Origin of the sequence: Pseudomonas sp. PDM13, assembly GCF_025685765.1 — a bacterium.
Taxonomy (GTDB): Bacteria; Pseudomonadota; Gammaproteobacteria; order Pseudomonadales; family Pseudomonadaceae; genus Metapseudomonas; species Metapseudomonas solani.
This window is the reverse complement of record NZ_JAOTQU010000021.1, coordinates 100,884-123,465: the sequence shown is the minus strand read 5'-3', so window position 1 is coordinate 123,465 and position 22,582 is coordinate 100,884. Positions and strand designations below refer to the sequence as shown.

Genomic DNA, 22,582 nt, shown 5'->3' with positions numbered 1-22,582 from the left:
GATGGCGCACGGTGACATCCGCCAAAGCCGCAACCCGGCAGTACGCTACGTACTGCTGGTGGTCGGCTGGCTCGCCGTCGCCCTGGGTGTGATCGGCATCTTCCTGCCGGTGCTGCCGACCACGCCCTTCCTCCTCCTCGCCGCGGCCTGCTTCGTACGCAGTTCGCAGCGGTTCTACCTCTGGCTGGTCAACCACAAGCAGCTCGGCCCCTGGATCAGGGACTACCTCGAAGGCAACGGCATCCCGCTCAAGGGCAAGGTCTACGCCATCGGCCTGATGTGGATCAGCATCGCCTTCTCCTGCTACCTCGTGCCTATGCCCTGGGCCCGTGGCTTCATGCTCACCAGCGCCGTGCTGGTGACGATCTACATCCTCCGCCAGAAGACCCTGGACCGCGGCTGAAGCCCGTCCCGAAACATCGTCCAAGCCCCCGGCAAAAAGCCCGACCACCACCTAGACTGCACTGATCCAAGGGCGGAGACCCTGATGATGCGGCTAGGGCGGCGTGCGAAAGCGAGGCAAGGACGGCCACATCCAGCGTGGCTGGCCCTGCTCGCCTGCCTGCTGGTCTCGGCGGTCGCCGCCAACTGGGATTTCGGCCTGATCCTGCAGAACGCGCAAAAACGCTACGGCAGCCTCGGCACCGCCAAGGAGCGCATCGAAGCCTGGAGCGTGCTGATCGACGGCAGCGGCGCGTTGCCGGAGAAAGAGAAGCTCGCCGCCGTCAACCGCTTCTTCAACCGCCAGCTGCGCTTCGTCGACGACCAGCGCAACTGGGGCCAGAACGACTACTGGGCCACCCCCATCGAAGCCCTGGTCAAGGGCGCCGGCGACTGCGAGGACTACTCCATCGCCAAGTACTTCACCCTGCGCCGCCTCGGCATCCCGTCCGAGAAGCTGCGCATCACCTACGTCAAGGCGCTCAACTACAACCAGGCGCACATGGTGCTCACCTACTACGCCAGCCCCAGCTCAGACCCGCTGGTGCTGGACAACCTGATCGGCGAAATAAGGCCGGCCTCGCAACGCAAGGACCTGCTGCCCGTGTACGCCTTCAACGCCGAAGGCCTCTACACCGCCGGCAAGCGCAGTGGTGACAGCAAGAAGCTTTCGCGCTGGCAGGACATCCTGCAGAAGATGCGCGCCGAAGGCTTCGCTATTGGAGAGGGATAGACGATGTCGTTACTCAAGCAGCTGTTTCTGGCGATCTGCCTGTTCCTGGTGGTGGCCTTCACCGGCAGCTTCCTCGCCGGGGTGGAGAACTCCCGGGAGCAGTTGCGCAGCCAGTTGCGTTCCCACGCCCAGGACGCCGCCACCGCCCTCGCCCTGTCCATGACGCCCCACGTGGACGACCCGGCGATGATCGAGCTGATGGTCAGCTCGATCTTCGACAGCGGCTACTTCGCGCGCATCCGCGTGGTCAACATCGCCGATGAACAGGTCATCGTCGAACGCCAGGCCGACCCGACCTCGGAAAAGGTACCCGCCTGGTTCGTGAAACTGGTCAACCTGCGCGCCCAGGGCGGCGACGCCCTGATCATGCGCGGCTGGGAACAGGCCGCCCGGGTCGAGGTGCTCAGTCACCCGCAATTCGCCCTGGCCAAGCTGTGGGACAGCGCCATCGGCAGCCTGCTGTGGCTGCTGCTGTGCGGGCTGGTCAGCGCCGTGCTCGGCGGCTTCCTCCTGCGCACCCAGCTGCGCCCGCTGGACAACATGGTGCAGCAGGCCCAAGCCATCAGCCGCCGCGAATTCCTCACCCTGCCCAAGGTACCGCGCACCCCCGAGCTCAAGCGCGTGGTGCTGGCCATGAACCAGATGGTCGACAAGCTCAAGACCCTCTTCGCCGAAGAAGCCGCGCGCAGCGAGAAGCTGCGCGAAGAGGCCTACCAGGACAGCCTCACCGGCCTGGCCAACCGCCGCCAGTTCGACATCCGCCTGGGCAACCAGCTGGACGTGGCCGAGCAGAACGCCGCCGGCTACCTTGTGCTGCTGCGGGTCAACGACCTCGGCGGCCTCAACCAGCGCCTCGGCGGCCAGCGCACCGACGCCCTGATCGGCGAGATCGGCGAACTGCTGAAGAAGGTCCTCGAGGACCGCGGCAACCCCGACTGGCTGGCTGCCCGCAGCCGGGGCGGTGAATTCACCCTGCTCGCCCCCGGCCTGGTCAACGACGACGCCGACCTCCTCGCCCAAAGCCTCAGCGACGCCCTGGAAAGCCTGCGCAGCACCGGCGCCAGCGACTGCACCCCGGTGGCCCACCTGGGCATCGCCGCCTTCCGCCCCGGCGAGGACGCCGCCAGCGTCATCGGCCGCGCCGACCAGGCCCTGGCCCAAGCGCAAAGCAACCCGACACACCCCTGGGAACGCCTCGACGACTACCAGGCCGCCCCCAACCAGGGCCTGCACAGCTGGCGCGCATGGATCGACGAAGCCTTGCAGCAAGGCAAGCTGCAGCTCTACTTCCAGCCCGTGGCCGACTGCGCCGATACCGGCAAGCTGTTGCACCGCAAGGTCCTCGCGCGCCTGCTCGACCCGCAGGGCGAAGCCGTGGCCGCCGGCCGCTTCCTGCCCTGGATCGAACGCCTGGGCTGGGCCGCGCGCTTCGACCTGGCGATGCTCGAACACACCCTCACCCACCTGGAGCAGCACCCCGAGCCGCTGGCCCTGAGCCTCTCCGCCGCCACCCTGCGCGAGCCCGCCAGCCAGGAACGCCTGCTCGCCATGCTCCGTGCCCACCCGCAACACGCCGACCTGATGACCCTGGAAGTGGACGAACGCTTCCTGCCGCCACCCGCCGCCCTGGAGCAGCTCAGCCAGGCGGTGCGCGAAGCCGGCTTCCACCTCGGCCTGCAACACTTCGGCGGGCGCTTCAGCCTGATCGGCAACCTCACCCACCTGGGGCTGGCCTACCTGAAGATCGACGGCACCTACATCCGCGCCATCGACCAGGAGAACGACAAGCGCATGTTCATCGAGGCGATGTACCGCGCCACCAACAGCATCGACCTGCCATTGATCGCCGAGATGGTGGAAACCCCAGGCGAGCTGGCCGTGCTCGGCGAGCTGGGCATCCAGGGCGCCATGGGCCGCCTCATCGGGCCACCGGCCCCCTGGAGCGAAACCCAGGCCTGATGAATGTTGGCCGGCGGCGCACCCGTGGGAGCGGCTTCAACCGCGAAGGCCCAGGCACCCGGCCCAGCCCTTTTCGCGAATGAATTCGCTCCCACAACCCGTAGGGTGGGCTTCAGCCCACCAAGCCGTCCACCAAAGAAAACGCCCGCATCAGCGGGCGTTCTCGTTACGGGTGGAGCCGGTTAATCGTCACGGTTGGTGTCGTTGTCGCTGTCATGGTCACTGCCACCGAACTGGGCATCACGATAACCATCGTTGTCCAGGTCATGGTCACTGCCGCCGAACTGCGCATCGCGATAACCGTCATTGTCCTGGTCATGGTCGCTGCCACCGAACTCGGCATCGCGATAGCCGTCGTTGTCCAGGTCATGGTCACTGCCGCCGAACTGGGCATCGCGGTAGCCGTCGTTGTCCAGGTCGTGGTCGCTGCCACCGAACTGGGCATCACGATAGCCATCGTTATCCAGGTCGTAATCCACCGCATGGGCCGTCACCGCCCCAAGCGCCACCACAGTCAAAAGCACGCCCAACACTCGTCTGGTGAAGACACCCGCTTTTGTCGCCATCTCGCGTATCGCTCCTGAAGAGGACATGACGGCCGCAACCCGGGTCACCCTCGGTGAACCGAGGAGCCGTCGCGCAATAGAACGCAACGGCAGGCGCCGGTTCTGTCGCCTCCCGGGCATTATCTTTTGCCATTCATTTCAGGAAGAAAAAGCCCGTGGGAGCGGTTTCAACCGCGATGGGGCCAAGGCAAATCACTGTGTCTGCGTTAAGTGGCTGAAGCCCAGCTGATTGCCGCGTTTGCCGATACTTTTGGTTTCGCCCACCCGGGCGAGTCCCTTTTCCAATCGCTGGAACGCCAGCCCGGTGAAAAGGAACCAAAAAACTCGCCCCCGACATACGGGTCTGGCTGTCGCCAGACTTCCCTCACTCCATCGCTGCTCCGGGGGCCGGCGCGAAGGGCCATCCATGGCCAGTCGCGCCTCTCGCGGCATCCATGCCGCTCGTCCCCCTGCGCAACGACTGCGCTCGGCCTTCTGAAAGGGGGCATTTGGCGGCTGCTCCAACATCGTTGCCAAGCCTATGAAGTCGCTGTGCGCATCACCGTTTTGGTAAGCATGGCGCCCCCACAAACTGCACCCCGTAGGATGGGTAGAGCGAAGCGAAACCCATCACGCGGAGCTACAGGAGAGCCCGGTCTCAATACGGCAAACGCCCCTCGTCCTGCACCAGGCTGCCCAGCCCCTCTACCTGGGCGCGGGCCTGGGCGCGGTGCTGGAGCTTGTTGCGCGCGGCTTCGGGCAGGTCGGTGTAGCGCATCACCCCGCGGTCCACGAGCACGCTGACCAGGTCCTCGATCACCCGCACCAGCTCCAGGTCGGAATGCTGCAGCGACATCAGGTGCTCGTGCAGCGAGCGGCTGGCCAGCCAGCTCTGCACCTCCGGGTCCGAGGCCGGCATGCTGTGGGTCATGGTCTCGAAAGGTTCGTGCTCCACCCGCAGCACCCTGCCCCGCTCATCACGCTGTACGTACACCATGGACTGCTCTCCCCAATCCGCATAAAAAAGGCCCGCCACCCGGAGAGGTGGCGGGCCGCTTCGTTTACAGAGCTTAGACGTCAACCTTCAACGTGCCATCGCCCAGCATGCCGGAGATCACACCGCCAGCATCCGCCACCCCGTAGGAGGTTTGCAGGTTGATGCCGTCGAGCACGATGGTCGGTCCCGTGGCCCCGGCACCGGCGCCATTGGAGTCCACCGTGATGGTGGTGCTGGCCCCGAAGCTGAAGGTCAGGTACTGGCTCAGGCTGCCCAGGTTGGCGTGTTCACCGGAGAGCAGCTGGGACAGGTCCAGGGAATCCACACCCTTGGTGAAGTCGGTGATATGGGTCAGCCCCGTCTCGCCCGCCTGCCACTTGAAGGTGTCGGCCCCGTCGCCGCCGCTGAGGATGTCGTTGCCACCATTGCCGATCAGGGTGTCGTTGCCCGCCAGCCCGCTCAGCGTGTTGTCACCGGAGTTTCCGGTGAGCACATCGCCGTAGTTGGAGCCGATCAGGTTCTCGATCCCCGACAGGGTGTCGGTGCCCGCGCCACCGGTGTTCTGCGCTGCTGCGGAAGCCAGGCTCACCGTTACCCCGGAGGTGGCGTCGATGTAGCTGGCGGTGTCGATCCCGCCGCCACCGTTGAGGGCATCGTTGCCGGCGCCCCCCACCAGCAGGTCGTTGCCGTTGCCACCGTTGAGGGTGTCATCGCCCACACCACCGATCAGCACATCGTTGCCACTGCCACCGGCCAGCGTGTTACCGAGAGCACTGTTGTCGATGACGATCTGGTCGCTGCTGTCGCTCGAACTGCCGATGGTGCCGCTGTTGTCGCGGTCGACATCGACCGTGGTCGAGCCACTGACGGCGCCCTGTTCGTCCTTGGTGGTGTAGGTGAAGGAGCCACCCACCGAGCCGCTGTCGGTGAAGCTGGTGGTACCCGCCAGTCCGCTGCCGCTGTGGGAGACCGAGCCACCGCTGGCACCGCCGACGCTGTTCACCGAGAGGACGTTGCTGTCCGGGTCGCTGTCGTTCCACAGCAGCGCCCAGTCCGGCACCACCACCGAAGCGTTGTAGGCCACCACGTGGTCGGCGTTGGCGGTCGGCGCATCGTTCACGGCATTGAGGTGCACGTAGGCGATGGCCGAGGCGCTGTCGACGCCGCCGTTGGCGGTCCCGTCGCCATCCTTGACGGTGAAGCTCAGGGTGCGGTCCAGGGTGGACGGGTTGTCGGAGGTGTTGGCGTAGGCGATCTGCTGGATCAGCGCCTGGACCACGGCGAGGGTCGCCAGGTTGTTGGTGAAGCTGATCGTCAGGCTGCTGCCGTTGGTGCCGCCGGCAATGGTGCCGATGTTGGTGGAGCCGAGGCGCAGGTTGCTGCCGCTCACGTTGAGCTGGCCGCTACCGGTGCCCTGGTTGACCACCGACAGCTGGTCGGCTGCCGTGCCGTTGGCGGTGAAGGCCACCACCAGCGAGCCACCGTTGAAGTTCGGCGAGTCGACATCGCTCAGCGTGACGCTGCTGTCGATGATCTTCACGCCGGCGTTCTCGGTGTAGTTCAGCGTACCGCCCATGCCACCCAGCACCGGCGCATCGTTCACCGCCGTGACGTTGAAGGTGATGGTGTTGGGGTTCGGGTCGAGGTTGACCCCGCCGTTGGCCGTGCCGCCGTCGTCCTGCACCTGGAAGGTGAACTTGGCGTAGCCGGTTCCGCTGGCATTCGCCGCCGGGGTGAAGACCAGCTTGCCGGCGTTGATATCAGCCACCGAGACGGTGGTCCCGGCACTGATGGCGCTGCCGTTCAGGGTGAGCTGGCCGGCGGTGGGCAGGGTGGTGATCTTCACGGCGGCCAGGTGGTCGCCCTCGGCGTCGGAGAAGCCGAAGCTGCTCGCGGTCAGCACATGGCTGGCATCCTCCAGCAGGCTGAGGGTCGCATCGGCGCCGGCCGGCGGGCTGTTGGCGTCGATCACGTTGACCGTCAGGGTCGCGGTGTCGGTGGTGCCATCGGAATCCACCAGGCTATAGCCGAACTGCTCGGTGAGGTTGCTGGTGAGGCCGTCGGGCGCCACGTAGCTCCACGCACCGGTGGCGAAGTTGAAGGTCAGCTTGCCGTGTTGCGGCGTCTCGATACCGGTCAGCACGCTGCCGGAAATCGGCGAGCCGCTGCTCGGGGTGATGGTCGAGGTGCCGTTCCAGGTGTAGGTGACGCTGCCGATGGTGACCGACTTGATGTAGCCGGCACCGTCCACGCCGTAGCTGTCGTCGTCCGCGGTACCGCTGACGCCGTCGCTGCCCCACAGCACGTTGCCGGAGACGTCGCCACCGACCACCTGGCCGAGCAGCGCGTCCACCAGCTGGCCGAAGCCGGCCACGTTGAGCGGCGAACCCTGGCCATCGAGGTCGACATCCTGCAGGCGGGCATTGTTGATGCCGTCGCCGATGCCCACGGTGGTGACGTTGATGCCGTTGTTGTCGACGAAGTTGTTCCAGGCCGCCGAGGTGGCGTCCGTCAGCGAGTTGCCGCCGGTACCGGTCTGCTCGTTGGGGTTGCCGTCACTGATGAACACGACCTGGTTGCTCCAGCCCGAGATCGGGGTGTAGGCACTCATGGTCTGCTGGATACCCGCGGTGAAGTCGGTGTTGCCGTCGAACGGACGGACCCCACCGGCATTCGGGTTGAGGCTGTCGATCAGCGAGCTGAAGGCCTCGACGCTGGTGACCGGCACATAGGAGGTGGCGGTCGAGGAGAACGCCACGATCTGCAGTTGCACATGCCCCGAGGTGCCGTCGAACAGCTCGGCGCCCGCCTGTTTCACCGCCGTCAGCATCTGGTTCAGCTCGGTGTTGTCGATGCTGCCGCTGAAGTCGAGGACGAAGACCACGTTGAAGTCCTGGCCATGGCCTTCGACCACGTTGGCGACATCGTTCTTGGCATCCGGCCCGTTGTCGACCGCCACCACCTTGATGGTGGTCTGCGCGGTGTTGGAGTCGGTCGCACCGTCGTTGACCACCACGGTCACGTTGCGCGGCGTGGTGCTCGGGTTGGTGCTGGTGCTGGAGTAGCGGATGGTCTCGATCGCCGTCTCGTAGGCCGCCTTGGTGGCGACACCGGTGAGGGTGACGGTGATCTTGCCGACGACGCTGGTGTCCACCACGCCGGTGATGCCGCTCGGCAGGCCGGTGGCGGTCAGCACATCCCCTGCCTGGGCGTTGGTCAGCACGACCTTGGCCGAGGCGATAGTGCTGTTGTCGATATCGGTCACCAGGGTGTCGATATCGGCGATGGCCACCGCGGCAGTGCCTTCGGTGTAGGTGGTCTGGTAACCCGTACCCACCACACCGGCGCTGTCGTTCCCGTCCAGGTCGAGCAGCGGCGCGTCGTTCACCGCCGTGACGTTGATGGTGACCGTGGCCGTGTTGCTATAGAGGCTGCCGTCGCTCACCTGGTACTGGAAGGTGGCATAGGGCGCGCCGTTCTCGTTGCCGTCCGGCACGAACACCAGCTTGCCGGCGTTGATGTCGGCGATGCTGATCACCTGGTTCAGGGTCACCGCCACGCCGTTGAGCTTGAGCACACCGTCGGTGGCCAGCTGGGTCACCTTGATATCGGTGAAGGCGCCGGAATCGACGTCGCTGTCGTTCACCGGCCCGGTGCCATCGGCACCGAACAGCCCGGTGCTGGTGATGGTCACCGCGTTGTCCTCGGTGGTGGTGAAGGTGTCGTTGACCGCCACCGGCGCATCGTTCACCGGGTTGACGGTGATGGTCACGGTGGCCGTGTTGCTGTAGAGGCTGCCGTCGCTCACCTGGTACTGGAAGGTGGCATAGGGCGAGCCGTTCTCGTTGCTGTCCGGCACGAACACCAGCTTGTTGGCGTTGATGTCAGCGGCGCTGATCACCTGGCCGAGGGTCACGGCCACGCCGTTCAACTGCAGTACGCCGTTGCTGGCCAGCTGGGTCACCTTGATGTTGGCGAAGCTGCTGGAGTCCACGTCGCTGTCGTTGTCCGGCCCGGTGCCATCGGCGCCGAACAGCCCGGCGGCGGTGATGGTCACCGAGGTGTCCTCGGTGGTGCTGAAGGTGTCGTTGACCGCCACCGGCGCATCGTTCACCGGGTTGACGGTGATGGTCACGGTGGCCGTGTTGCTGTAGAGGCTGCCGTCGCTCACCTGGTACTGGAAGGTGGCATAGGGCGAGCCGTTCTCGTTGGCATCCGGTACGAAGGTCAGCTTGTTGGCGGTGATGTCCGCCACGCTGATCACCTGGCCAAGGGTCACGGCGACGCCATTGAGCTTGAGCACGCCATCCGTTGCCAGCTGGGTGATCTTGATGTTGGCGAAGCTGCCCGAATCGACATCGCTGTCGTTGTTCGGCCCGGTGCCATCGGCACCGAACAGCCCGTTGGCGGTGATGGTGACGGCCGTGTCCTCGTTGGTGCTGAAGCTATCGTCAACCGCCACCGGCGCATCGTTGACCGCCTCGACGTTGATGGTCACCGTGGCCACGTTGCTGTAGGTGCTGCCGTCGCTGACCTGGTACTTGAAGGTCGCATAGGGCGCGCCGTTCTCGTTGCCGTCCGGCACGAACACCAGCTTGCCGGCGTTGATGTCGGCGATGCTGATCACCTGGTTCAGGGTCACCGCGGCGCCGTTGAACTGCAGCACGCCGTTGCTCGCCAGCTGGGTCACCTTGATGTTGGTGAAGGCGCTGGAGTCCGCGTCGTGGTCGTTCAGCGGCCCGGTGCCATCGGCGCCGAACAGCCCGGCGCTGGTGATGGTCACCGAGGTGTCCTCGGTGGTGCTGAAGGTGTCGTTGACCGCCACCGGCGCGTCGTTCGCGGCAGTGATGTTGATGGTCAGCGTGGCACTGGACGGGTCACCGTCGGAGTCGACGATGGTGTAGCCGATCTGCTCGGCGGTATTGCCGGTCAACCCGCTCGGCGCGGTGTAGCTCCAGGCACCGGTGGAGAAGTTGAAGGTCAGCTTGCCACCCAGGTCGGTGGTGATGTTGACCACGGCGGTGGCGTTGCTGCCGTTCCAGGTGTAGACGTCGCCATCGACGGTCAGGGACTTGATGCCGCCCTTGCCATCGGCGCCGAAGCCGTCGTCATCGGCGGTGCCGGCCACGCCGTCACTGCCGTTGAGCACGTTGCCGGAAACCATGCCGGTGCTGACCTGGCTGAGCAGGGTGTCCACCAGATCGGAGAAATCACCGATCAGGATGGGCGAGCCGCTGCCGTCGAGGTCGACGTCCTGCAGGTTGTCGTTGTCGATGCCATCGCCAATGCCGATGGTGGTGACGTTGACGCTGTGGTCACTGATGAACTGCTGCCAGTCGGTGGCCGTCTGGTTGAGCAGCGCGTTGCCACCCTGGGTCTGCTCGTTGGGGTTGCCGTCGCTGATGAACACGACCTGGTTGTTCCAGCCCGGAAGCGGGTTGAAGGCATCCATGGTCTTCTCGATGGCCGCGGTGAAGTCGGTGTTGCCGTCATAGGGACGCACGCCACCGGGCTCGTTCGGGTCGAGGGAGTTGATCAGGCTTTCGAAGGCCGCATAGCTGGTCACCGGCGCGTAGGACTTGGCATCCCCCGAGAAGGCCACCACCTGCAGCTGCACATCACCGGTGTTGCCGTCGTACAGCGCCTGGGCGGCGGCTTTCACCGCGTCGAGCATCTGCCCGAGCTCGGATTTGCTGATGCTGCCGCTGAAGTCCAGCACGAACACCATGTTGATGTCCGGAGCGACGCTCTCGCCCACGGTCGCCACGTCGTTCTTCGCCACCGGAGTGTCGTCGTCCACGTTGATGTTCAGGGTGCCGTTGGCGCTGTCACCGTCCTTGTCGGTGACCTTGTAGGTGAGCTGGAAGGCCTGGTTGTTCTCGTTGTCGCCATCGGCGTGGTGGATCGGCGCGTTCTGCACCACCGAGTAGGCACCGGTCTGGCTGTTGGTCAGGGTCACCGTCAGTACGGTGGTGGTGCCCTGCTTGATCACCAGGTTGTTGCCCGAGGTCTCGTAGGTGAAGCCCGCCGGTGCGCCGGTGTTGACCCAGCTGATGCTGCCCGCACCGTCGTTGCCATAGCTATGGCTGAGGGTGCCGGTGGCGTTCTGCGAATCGGGGTCATCGTTGGTGCCGCCGGGGATGCCGTTGGGTCGTGCGTCGTCGTCCAGCTGCACCGTCTGGTTGGTGCCGGTGGTCGGGGCGTCGTCCTTGAAGCTGATGACCTTGCCGATGTCCAGGTTGCCGGTGGCCGTATCGCCGTCCTTGTCGGTGGCGGTGGCACTCAGGCTGATATGGCCCGAGCCGAGGAACTTGGCCTCATCCGGATCGGAGGTCGGGTGGACGATGGAGCGGAGCTGGTCAAGGGTGACCTTGCCGTCCGCACCCACGGTGAGGGTGAACACCAGGTCGTTGCCGGTGGCGGTACGCCCCTCGACCACGCCTGCGCCGTTGACGCTGAGCACCACGTTCTGCCCGCTGGCGGTATCCACCAGGCCGGAGTTGGCGTCCTGCACGGTCAGTTTGTAGGCCAGGCTCTGCAGGCCGTCGGCGCCCGGTTGCACGTTGAACAGGCCGCTGAAGTCAGCGGTGGCGTTCAGCGCCAGGTTCGACTCGTCCACCTGCAGTTGCTGGGTGGCGCCCCAGGTCACGCTGGTGCTGACGTCGTTGTAGTCGTAGTCGGACGAGTTGGTCTGGTCCTCCCAGTTCTGGTTGCCGGCGCTGCCGGTGTCCTGCAGGTGCGAGCCGCCGGGGTTCAGCGTGGCATCGCTGAACAGCACGTTGGCACCGTCGGCGCCGGTCAGCGGGGTGCTGCCGACGAAGGCCTGCCACTTGCCGCCCACCAGCTGGAAGGTGATTTCCGCACCGTTGGCCAGCCCGGCGTTGGCGCCGCCGTTGGGGATGATGAAGAAGCCGGTGTGCGCCGGGTCCAGGCCACTGATGTCGGAGGTGTCGCCAGCGGTCTGGCTGTGCACGTTGGCCCAGATCACCTTGCCGCTGACCGGGGTGCCGTCGTCGCCCTTGATGTAGTAGCCATAGCTGTTGCTGTAGCCGGCCGAGGTGCCGACGAAGGTCACCGAGGAGTTGAGGTCCAGGGCGCCGACCTGGATGGTCGGGGTGTCGTCGTTGATGGTCACGGCCAGGCTGCCGGTGGCCGAGTCATCGTCCTTGTCGGTGACCTTGTAGCCCACGTTGAGGGTGATGTTGTCCTCGGTGCCGTTGACCGTGTGCATCAGCGGTTTCAGCAGGTTGACGGTGTAGGCGCCACTGGCCAGGTCGGTCAGCACCACGGTCATCAGGGCGCCGCGTGCACTGCTGATGGTCAGGGTGTTGGTCGAGGCGTTCCAGGTGGAGGTCACGCTCTCGCTGCCCAGGCTGGTGGGCCCGGTCAGTTCGATGGACTTCAGCCCGTCGGCGCCAGCGCTGTAGTTCAGCGAGCCGCTGGTGCTGGTGCTGGCGCCGGCCACATCGCCGGGCCCGCCGTTGATGCCGCCGGACAGGCCTTCGTCGTCCAGCACGTTCGGAGCGGTGCTGTTGCCGGCGGTGGGCGCGTCGTCACGGAAGCTGATGGCATTGCCCAGGTTGAGGCTGGCGCTGCTGGAGTCACCGTCCTTGTCGGTGATGGTCGCGGTCAGTTTCACCAGGTCGGCGGCGGAGAGGCCGGTAGGCTGATCCGGGCCGCTGTTGGGGGTGTGCAGCACGGCCAGTTTCTGGTCGAGGGTGACCTTGCCGTCGGCATCCACCGTAACCCTGAAGGAGATCGCGCCGTTCTGGTCGCCGACACGGCCGACCACGGCATTGCCTTCCAGGTACAGCTTGATGTCGCTGCCGGTGGCGGAGTCCTTCAGGCCGCTGTCGGCGCCTGCAGCCTTGACGTCCAAGGCGTAGGTGGTGGTACCGGCACCGTCGGCGCCGTAGTTGCGGGTGAAGGAGCCGCTGAAGTCACGGGTGGCATCGGTGCCAAGAACGGTTTCGTCCACCTGCAGGCTGCCGGCTTCGACCTGGCCGGCGCTGATGGTCGGGGCGTCGTCCTTGAAGCTGATGGCATTGCCGAGGTTGAGGCTGGCGCTGTTGGCGTCACCGTCCTTGTCGGTGATGGTCGCCACCAGTTTCACCAGATCCGCGGCGGAGAGGCCGGTGGCCTGGTCCGGCCCGGTGTTGGGCGAGTGGACGATGGCACGCACCTGATCGAGGGTGACGTTACCGGAAGCATCCACCGTGACCTTGAAGGCGACTGCACCGGTGGAGGTGCCGACACGCCCCACCACTTCGCCCCCTTCCAGGTACAGCTTGATGTCGCTGCCGGTGGCGGTGTCCTTCAGGCCGCTGTCAGCGCCCTGGGCTTTCACCTCCAGCGCGTAGCCGATGCTGCCGGCACCGTCGGCGCCGTAGTTGCTGGTGAAGGAGCCGCTGAAGTTGGTGGTGGCGTTGAGTGCCAGGTTGGTCTCGTCCACCTGCAGGCTGCCCACCTGGGCCTGGCCGGCATTGATGCTCGGGGCATCGTCCTTGAAGCTGATGGCATTGCCGAGGTTGAGGGTGGCGCTGTTGGCGTCACCGTCCTTGTCGGTAATGGTCGCCACCAGTTTCACCAGGTCGGCGGCGGAGAGGCTGCTTTCCTGGTCAGGGCCGGTGTTCGGCGAATGCACGATGGCGCGCACCTGATCGAGGGTGACCTTGCCGCTGGCATCCACCGTGACCTTGAAGGCGACGGCACCGGTGTCGCTGCCGACACGGCCCACCACTTCACCGCCCTCCAGGTACAGCTTGATGTCGCTGCCGGTGGCGGTGTCCTTCAGGCCGCTGTCGACACCCTGGGATTTCACGTCCAGGGCATAGGTGGTGGTGCCGGCGCCATCGGCGCCGTAGTTCTTGATGAAGGCGGAGCTGAAGTCCGTGGTGCTGTTGCTGTTGAGGAAGGTTTCATCCACCTGCAAGCTGTCTGCCGGAATCTCGGCCGCACGGATGCTGGGCGCGTCATCCTTGAAGCTGATGGCGCTGCCGAGGTTGAGGCTGGCGCTGCTGGCGTCACCGTCCTTGTCGGTGATGGTCGCCACCAGTTTCACCAGGTCGGCCGCAGACAGGCCGGTGGCCTGGTCCGGCCCGGTGTTGGGCGAGTGCACGATGGCACGCACCTGGTCGAGGGTGACATTGCCCGAAGCATCCACCGTGACCTTGAAGGCAACGGCACCGGTGTCGCTGCCGACACGGCCCACCACTTCGCCGCCCTCCAGGTACAGCTTGATGTCGCTGCCGGTGGCGGTGTCTTTCAGGCCACTGTCAGCGCCCTGGGACTTGACCTCCAGCGTGTAGCCGATGCTGCCGGCACCGTCGGCGCCGTAGCTGCTGGTGAAGGCACCGCTGAAGTTGGTGGTGGCGTTGAGTGCCAGGTTGGTCTCGTCCACCTGCAGGCTGCCCGCCTGGACCTGGCCGGCGTTGATGGTCGGGGCGTCGTCCTTGAAGCTGATGGCGTTGCCCAGGTTGAGGCTGGCGCTGTTGGCGTCGCCGTCCTTGTCGGTGATGGTGGCCACCAGTTTCACCAGGTCGGCTGCGGAGAGGCCGGTGGCCTGGTCCGGCCCGGTATTGGGCGAGTGCACGATGGCACGCACCTGATCGAGGGTGACATTGCCCGAGGCATCCACCGTGACCTTGAAGGCGACAGCACCGGTGGAGGTACCGACACGGCCCACCACTTCGCCGCCTTCCAGGTACAGCTTGATGTCGCTGCCGGTGGCGGTGTCTTTCAGGCCGCTGTCAGCGCCCTGGGCTTTCACCTCCAGCGCGTAGCCGATGCTGCCGGCACCGTCGGCGCCGTAGTTGCTGGTGAAGGAGCCGCTGAAGTTGGTGGTGGCGTTGAGTGCCAGGTTGGTCTCGTCCACCTGCAGGCTGCCCACCTGGGCCTGGCCGGCATTGATGCTCGGGGCATCGTCCTTGAAGCTGATGGCATTGCCGAGGTTGAGGGTGGCGCTGTTGGCGTCACCGTCCTTGTCGGTAATGGTCGCCACCAGTTTCACCAGGTCGGCGGCGGAGAGGCTGCTTTCCTGGTCAGGGCCGGTGTTCGGCGAATGCACGATGGCGCGCACCTGATCGAGGGTGACCTTGCCGCTGGCATCCACCGTGACCTTGAAGGCGACGGCACCGGTGTCGCTGCCGACACGGCCCACCACTTCACCGCCCTCCAGGTACAGCTTGATGTCGCTGCCGGTGGCGGTGTCCTTCAGGCCGCTGTCGACACCCTGGGATTTCACGTCCAGGGCATAGGTGGTGGTGCCGGCGCCATCGGCGCCGTAGTTCTTGATGAAGGCGGAGCTGAAGTCCGTGGTGCTGTTGCTGTTGAGGAAGGTTTCATCCACCTGCAGGCTGTCCGCCGGAATCTCGGCCGCACGGATGCTCGGCGCGTCATCCTTGAAGCTGATGGCATTGCCCAGGTTCACCGTGGCGCTGTCGGTGTCACCGTCCTTGTCGGTGATGGTCGCCACCAGTTTCACCAGATCGGCCGCAGACAGGCCGGTGGCCTGGTCCGGCCCGGTGTTGGGCGAATGGACGATGGCCAGTTTCTGATCGAGGGTGACCTTGCCGTCGGCGTCCACCGTGACCTTGAAGGAAATGGCGCCACTCTGGTCGCCGACACGGCCGACCACCTCGCCACCTTCCAGGTACAGCTTGATGTCGCTGCCGGTGGTGGTGTCCTTCAGACCGCTGTCGGCGCCTGCTGCGCTGATGGTCAGCGCGTAGGTGATGGTGCCGGCGCCATCGTTGCCGAAGGCGTGGGTGAACGAGCCGCTGAAGTCACGGGTGGCATCGGTGCCGAGGAAGCTTTCATCCACCTGCAGGCTGCCGGATTCGACCTGGCCCGGGTCGATGTTCGGGCCGTCGTCCTTGAAGCTGATGGCGTTGCCCAGGTTGAGGGTGGCGCTGCTGGAGTCACCGTCCTTGTCGGTGATGGTCGCCACCAGTTTCACCAGGTCTGCGGCGGAGAGACCGGTGGCCTCGTCCGGGTCGCCGGTCGGGTGGACGATGGCCAGTTTCTGGTCGAGGGTGACCTTGCCGTCGGCGTCCACCGTGACGGTGAAGGAAATCGCGCCGGACGGACCGCCCACGCGGCCGACCACTTGCCCGCCTTCCAGGTACAGCTTGATGTCACTGCCGCTGGCGGTGTCCTTCAGGCCGCTGTCGGCCCCCGTGGCACTGATGGCCAGCTTGTAGCTGATGCTGCCGGCACCGTCGGCGCCGTAGCTGGAGGTGAAGGCGGTGCTGTAGTCGACGGTCTTGTCCACCAGCAGGTTGGTTTCATCCACCTGCAGCTCGCCGCTGGCGATCTCGCCGGCGCTGATGCTCGGGGCATCGTCGCGGAAGCTGATGACCTTGCCGATGTCCAGGCCGCCGCTGGCGGTGTCGCCGTCGCCGTCGGTCACCGTCAGGTTGAGCTTGACGTGGCCGGAGCCGAGGAAGGCCGCTTCGTCCGGGTCGGAGGTCGGGTGCTCGATGGCACGCAGCTGCTCGAGGGTGACCTTGCCGTCCGCGCCCACGGTCAGGGTGAAGACCACCTCGCCGCTGGCGTCGCCGACACGGCCCACGACCTGGCCGTTCTCCAGGAACAGCACCACGTCATCGCCGGTCTCGGTGTCCACCAGCCCGGAAACCGGGTTGGTGACTTCCAGCCCATAGTCCAGGCTGCCCAGGCCATCGGCACCGGGCTGCACGTTGAACAGGCCGCTGAAATCAGCGCTGGCGGTGGCCGTGGCACCCAGCCCGAGGTTGGTCTCGTCCACCTGCAGCTGCAGGGTCGAGCCCCAGGTGACGCTGGTGCTGACGTCGTTGTAGTCGTAGTCGGAGGTGTTGGTCTTGTCCTCCCAGTTCTGGTTGCCGGCGCTGCCGGTGTCCTGCAGGTGCGAGCCGCCAGGGTTCAGCGTGGCGTCGCTGAACAGCACGTTGGCACCATCGGCACCGACCAGCGGAGTGCTGCCGATAAAGGCCTGCCACTTGCCGGCCACCAGCTGGAAGGTGATCTCGGCACCGTTGGCCAGGCCGCCATTGGCCCCGCCGTTGGGGATGATGAAGAAGCCGGTGCTGGCCGGGTCCAGGTCGCCCAGGTCGAAGGTGTCACCGCTGCTCTGGCCGTGGACGTTGGCCCAGATCACCTTGCCGCTGAGCGGGGTGCCGTCGTCGCCCTTGATGTAATAGCCGTAGCTGTTGCTGTAGCCCGCATCGGTGCCATGGAAGGTGACCGAGGAGTTCAGGTCCAGGGCGCCCACCTGCAAGGTCGGGGTGTCGTCGTTGATGGTCACCGCCAGGGAGCCGTCGGCGGTGTCGCCATCGCCGTCGGTGACCTTGTAGCCGACGTTGAGGGTGATGTTGTCCTCGGTGCCGCTCACCGTGTGCATCAGCGGTTTCAGCAGGTTGACGGTGTAGGCGCCGGTGGCCAGGTCGGTCAGCACCACGGTCATCAGGTCGCCACGGGCGCTGCTGATGGTCAGGGTGTTGGTCGAGGCGTTCCAGGTGGAGGTGACGTTCTCGCTGCCCAGGCTGGTGGGCCCGGTGAGCTCGATGGATTTCAGCCCATCGGCGCCGGCGTTATAGCCCAGGTTGCCGCTGGTACTGGTGTTGGCGTCCGCAACATCGCCGGGGCCGCCGTTGATGCCGCCGTTCAGGCCTTCGTCGTCCAGCACGCTGGTGGCAGTCACCTTGGTGGCGGTGGGGCCGTCGTCCTCGAAGCGCACGGCACCGCCGATGCCGACGGAGTCCGTCGACACGTCGCCATCGCCGTCGGTGACGGTGACCACGGCGCGGATCTTGCCGGAGAGGTTGAGCGCCTCGTCATGGCTGGCGGTATCCGGGTGCTGCAGCGGAATGTACTGGGCGATGCTGATGCTGCCGTCCTGGCCGATGGCCACGGCGAACGCGGCCTGGCCGTTGTAGGTGCCGCCGTCCACGCGGCCGACGATCAGGCCGTTCTCCACGGTGAGCACGATGGACGAACCGTCCAGGGTGGTGAGGCCCGAGTCGGCGTCCTGCACCTCCAGGCTGAGCACGGTGGTCGCGCCCTCCTGGTCTTCACCGGTGCTGCTGCCGGAGGCGTCGACCACAGGGCCGTTGCTGGTGGCATAGCCGGCCGCCAGCGCGGTGCCGGCATCGGTCACGCTGCTGAACAGCGCGATCACGCTGGGGTTGTTGGTGTCGTTGTCATTGGCGTCGCTGCCCGGGGTCGGGGTGGCGGTGCCGTTCTGCAGGCCGAGGGTCTCGTCGTGGGTGACGCGTGCACCTTCGACCGCCTGGATGTTGGCGGTGGGCGCATCGTCCTCGAAGCGGATGGCCCCGCCGATGTTGACCTTGGCCACGTCCACATCGCCATCACCGTCGGTGACGGTGACCACGGCCCTGACCAGGCCGCCGAGGTCGACGCCCTCATCGCGGCTGCCGGTGTCCGGGTGGTTCAGCGACATGTACTGGGCGACGCTGAGGGTGCCGTCCTGGCCCATGGCCACGGCGAACACCGCGGCGCCGGGGCCCTGGTCGCCCCCGTCGACGCGGCCGACGATCAGGCCGTTCTCCATATAAAGGCGGATGACCTGGCCATCGGTGGTGGTGAGGCCCGAATCGGTGCCGTTGCCGCCGGTGATCTCTAGGCTCAATACGGTGGTGGCGCCTTCGTTGTCCTCGCCGGTGCTGATGCCAGCGGTGCTGACCACTGGGCCGGCGCTGGTGGCATAGCCCGACAGGTCGGTGCCGACATTGCTCACACCGGCGAACAGGGCGATCACATCCGGGTTGCTGGTGTCGTCATCCAGGGCATCGCCCTGGGGCGTCGGAGTCGCGGTGCCGTTCTGCAGACCGGCGCTCTCGTCATGGGTGACGCGCACGCCTTCCAGCCGCTCGATCACGGCGGTGGGGCCGTCGTCCTCGAAGCGGATGGCGCCGCCGATGCCCACCTGGGCGGTGTCCACGTCGCCGTCGCCGTCGGTCACGGTGACCACCGCGCGGACCTTGCCGGACAGGGTCACGGCGTCATCGGCGCTGCCGGTGTCGGGGTGATGGAGGGAAATGTACTGGGCCACGCTGACGCTGCCGTCCTGGCCGATGGCGATGGCGAAGGCCGCCGCGCCGGGGCCGGTGTCGCCACCGTCCACGCGGCCGACGATCAGGCCGTTCTCCAGGTACAGGCGGATGGTCTGGCCATCGGTGGTGGTGAGGCCGGAGTCGCTGCCGTTGCCGTCGACGATGGACAGGCTGAGCACGGTGGTGGCGCCTTCGTTGTCCTCGCCGGTGCTGCTGCCGGAGATATCCACCACCGCGCCATTACTGGTGGCGTAGCCGGTGCTGGAGAGGTCGGTGCCGGTATTGCTCACGCCGCTGAACAGGCTGACCACCGACGGGGCATTGGTGTCATTGTCGTTGGCGTCACCGCCGGGGGTGGGCGTGGCGGTGCCGTTCTGCAGGCCGGCGCTTTCGTCATGGCTGACGCGCACGCCTTCGTTGGTCTGGATGCTGGCGGTGGGGCCGTCGTCGACGAAGCGGATCAGTTGGCCGATATCGGCACTGGCCACGGCCTTGTCGCCGTCGCCGTCGGTGACGGTCAGCACGGCGCGGATCAGGCCGCTGAGGTCGATGCTGTCATTGGCGTCGCTGCCATCGGGGTGATGCAGGGACTGGTACTGGGCGACGCTGACGACACCGGTATCCGGGTCGATGGAAATGGCGAACGCGGCGTTGCCGTCGGCGTCGCGGCCGACCACCAGGCCACCTTCCACACTCAGGGTGATGGGGCTGCCACTGGTGGTGGTGAGCCCGCTGACGGCCTCGATCCCGAAGCCGCCCTCCCCTTGGCCTTCACCGCCCTCGCCCTGGCTTTCGATCAGCTCCAGGGAATAGACGGCGGTGGCGCCGCCTTCGTCGGCGCCGAAGTCATAGTTGGCAATCACCGCCGGGGCGGTGCCCTGGGCGTAGGCGCGCATATCCGACGAAGGGTTGGCAACGCCATCGAATACCGCCAGCGGGCCGGCGACGTCATGGCTGCCGGGTTGCAGGCCGGCGCTCTCGTCGATGATCACATCGCCGCCTTCGCGGGAGAACTCCAGGCCGGCGCTGGGGCCGTCGTCATTGATGGCGATGGTCAGCGGCACGGTGGGCGATACATCGCCATCGAGGTCGAACACGCGCACGCTGAAGTTATCGAACAGCTGATCCTCGGCCCCGGTGGCATTGGGGTTGCTGTGATCCAGGCTGTTGTCGGTGAGGGTGTAGGTCCAGTTGCCCGCGGCATCGAACACCAGCACGCCATAGGTGCCCTGCACGGTGCCGCCACCGGCGACGTTGATCCAGTTGCCGGCGGCGTCCAGCACTTCGATGCGGGCGATGCCGTCGGGGGAATTGATGATCAGGGTGCCCGAGGTGGTCTCGGCATTGCTGCCGGGGTTGCTGCCCGGGTGGCCTCCGCCGCTTTCGCCACCGTCCAGCGCTTCTTCGTCCACCACGCCGGGGCCGGTGACCACGCTGCCTTCTTCATCCAGGAAGACCACGGTCAGATCGGGGCCGAAGTCGGTAGGCGCGAGGATCTCCGCCTCGGGGAACAGCGGGCCGGCCGTGATGGGGCCGGTGGGGAAGCCGATGGTCGGGTCGAGCGCACCGGCGGTTTCGGCAAGCAGCACGAAGGAGTGGCCACCGCCAACGCCCCCTGCGCCGCCTGCACCACCGGCGCCGGGGCCTGCTGCGGTCGCTTCACCGGTTTGGGTCGGGTCGGCGCCAGCCTCGATCGCGGCCTGCAGTTGCTGCACGTCGGTCAGGTCCTGCTGGCTCGGCGGCTGTGGCTGCTGCGCGTCAGCGGTGGGGTCGACCGGTGCATCGCCGTTGCCAGGGTTGGCCAGCAACTGGGTACCGAGGTTCATGCTGCTGTCGCGTCCCAGGGTCAGTTCGCCGCCATTGGCCAGCGCAACCGAGACCGCACTTTCAGCACCGGTGAGCAATTGCTCGCCGGCGAACAGCCTGTCGCCTTCTACCAGGGGCCGGCGCGTTCCGTCGCCTGCTACCGCGAAAACCTCGCCTACTACCCGACTGACGACACCGATTACCGTAGCCATGAATCCTTCCTCCACCACGCTGCCGACCACTGCCGACACCTATCGCAATAGGGCCAAGACCGTTCTGCACCGGAGGATTGGAAGAAGGAAAACCTGAAGCGGAATGGAACGACAGTATTCAGGTCAAAAAATTCGCGACAAAAAATCGTCACTCATTCTCCGTGTCGTACTACTCCATCAGAACATCCCCGCCCCTTTGGCTCTGAAACTGGTTTGACCACCCAAGCCGTTCGCCGAAAAGGCCCTGCAGGCCTCAATAAACGCGGCTGACAGGGAAAGAAGATGTGCTCGATTCAGAGGAGTGCATAAGATTTTTTCGGCATAAACCATGTGAAAAAAATTTCTTAGGTTCTCCAAAAGATGTTCTTAGCTCTGATGTTACAAGCCTGAAACGGTTGAACAGGCGATTTCGCCAAAAAAATGGCGATCCGTAAAAAGAGCATCGAACAAGGAGACACCCTCTCATGCGAGCAATGACCCCACTCTGGAGCAGCATGCTGTTGGCACTCGCCAGCGCCCAGGTCCAGGCGATGAACCTCACCGAGGCCATCCAGAGCACTCTCGACAACCACCCGGAGATCCGGGCAGCAGCCAACGCACGGCTCGTCGCCGACGAAGAGAAGAAAGTCGCCAAGGGCGGCTATCTACCGACCGTCGATCTGATAGCCGGCGTGGGCCGTGAAAACACCGATAGTCCGAGCACGCGCGCGCTGGGCGATCACAACACGGAGACGATGAACTACCGCAATGCCGAGTTGCGCCTGCGGCAAATGCTCTTCGACGGCTTCAACACCCCTAACGAGGTGGGCCGTACCGAAGCGGTGATCAACTCCCGCGCCTACTACACCCTGGGCACGTCCGAGAGCCTGGCGCTGCGCACCATCGAGGTGTACCTCGAAGTGCTCAAGCGTCGCGAAATGGTGGCCCTGGCCCGCAACAACCTGCAGTCGCACCAGCGCGTGGGTGACCAGATCAACCTGCGCAGCCAGCGCGGTGTGGGCAGCATGGCCGACTCCGACCAGTCCGCCGCCCGCCTGGCCCTGGCCGAGAACAACCTCTACACCGAGGAAGTGAACCTGGCCGACGCCGAAGCCAACTTCCTCAGCGCCGTCGGTCGTCCCGCCGACGAACTGGAAACCCCGGCGACCATCCGCGGCGAAATGCCGGCGGACCTCCTCGCCGCCCGTCAGACCATGATGGACAACAACCCCTTCCTGAAATCGGCCCAGGCCGACGTGCAGGCGGCGGAGAAGCAATACGAGTCGGCCAAGTCGCCGTTCTACCCACGCTTCGACGCCGAGCTGGCCACCACCGCCGACGACAACGTGCAAGGCGATGAGGGCCACTACAACACCTGGCGAGCCGCCGTGGTGATGAACTACAACCTGTTCAACGGCATGCGCGACAAGGCCCGTCTGCAAGCGGCGGCGCACTCGATCAACCAGTCCATGGACATCCGCAACAACGCCCTGCGGGTGCTCAACGAGAACCTCTCGCTGGCCTGGAACGCCATGGAAAACGCCCGCCAGCAAACCCCCAAGGCGCGTGACTATGCCGACTACACCCAGCGCGTGCGCGAGGCGTACCAGCAGCAGTTCGGCCTCGGCCAACGCACCCTGCTCGACCTGCTCGACAGTGACAACGAACTCTTCACCGCCAACCGGCGTTACGTCGAGGTGCGCTACACCGAAGAGTTCGCCATGTTCCGCGTGATCTCCGCCATGGGCGATCTGCTGCGCCGGCAGAACGTCGTAGTCCCGGCTGAGGCCATCGCCGCTTCTGAAGTGAAGAGCGAAGCCCGTCTGCCGGAAATGAAGTAACCGCGGTTCGGGAGTAGC

Annotated in this window: 7 protein-coding genes; 4 read left to right on the top strand and 3 right to left on the bottom strand. The window is 65.8% G+C overall.

Going from position 1 to position 22,582, the window contains the following annotated elements; translation table 11 throughout:
• Window position 1 precedes the first annotated feature (1 nt).
• The 3 genes from OEJ36_RS21415 (at window position 2) to lapD (ending at window position 3,133) form a co-directional block, all read left to right on the top strand.
• Entirely contained in the window at window positions 2–403 is a 402-nt protein-coding gene (locus tag OEJ36_RS21415; protein ID WP_263403273.1) for a YbaN family protein, read from the top strand.
• Between the two features lie 87 nt (window positions 404–490).
• Window positions 491–1,174 (top strand): cysteine protease LapG, encoded by a 684-nt coding sequence (gene lapG, locus OEJ36_RS21410; RefSeq protein ID WP_263403287.1) that lies wholly within the window; start codon window positions 491–493, stop codon window positions 1,172–1,174.
• A gap of 3 nt (window positions 1,175–1,177) precedes the next feature.
• Window positions 1,178–3,133 (top strand): cyclic di-GMP receptor LapD, encoded by a 1,956-nt coding sequence (lapD, locus tag OEJ36_RS21405; RefSeq protein WP_263403272.1) that lies wholly within the window; start codon window positions 1,178–1,180, stop codon window positions 3,131–3,133.
• A gap of 182 nt (window positions 3,134–3,315) precedes the next feature.
• On the opposite strand, the gene OEJ36_RS21400 is transcribed toward lapD, so the two are convergent.
• From OEJ36_RS21400 to OEJ36_RS21380, 3 genes are all read right to left on the bottom strand, one after another.
• Window positions 3,316–3,657 (bottom strand): hydrolase, encoded by a 342-nt coding sequence (locus tag OEJ36_RS21400; protein ID WP_228723558.1) that lies wholly within the window; start codon window positions 3,655–3,657, stop codon window positions 3,316–3,318.
• 679 nt (window positions 3,658–4,336) lie between these two features.
• On the bottom strand, window positions 4,337–4,675 hold the full coding sequence (locus OEJ36_RS21395; protein ID WP_263403271.1) for a tryptophan synthase subunit beta: 339 nt from the start codon (window positions 4,673–4,675) through the stop codon (window positions 4,337–4,339).
• A 73-nt stretch (window positions 4,676–4,748) separates the two neighbouring features.
• Entirely contained in the window at window positions 4,749–20,744 is a 15,996-nt protein-coding gene (locus OEJ36_RS21380) for a retention module-containing protein (protein ID WP_317891597.1), read from the bottom strand.
• Window positions 20,745–21,208: 464 nt separating this feature from the next.
• On the opposite strand from OEJ36_RS21380, the gene OEJ36_RS21375 reads away from it, so the two are divergent.
• Complete coding sequence (locus OEJ36_RS21375; RefSeq protein WP_263403270.1) at window positions 21,209–22,564, top strand: TolC family outer membrane protein; 1,356 nt, start codon at window positions 21,209–21,211, stop codon at window positions 22,562–22,564.
• Window positions 22,565–22,582 lie beyond the last annotated feature (18 nt).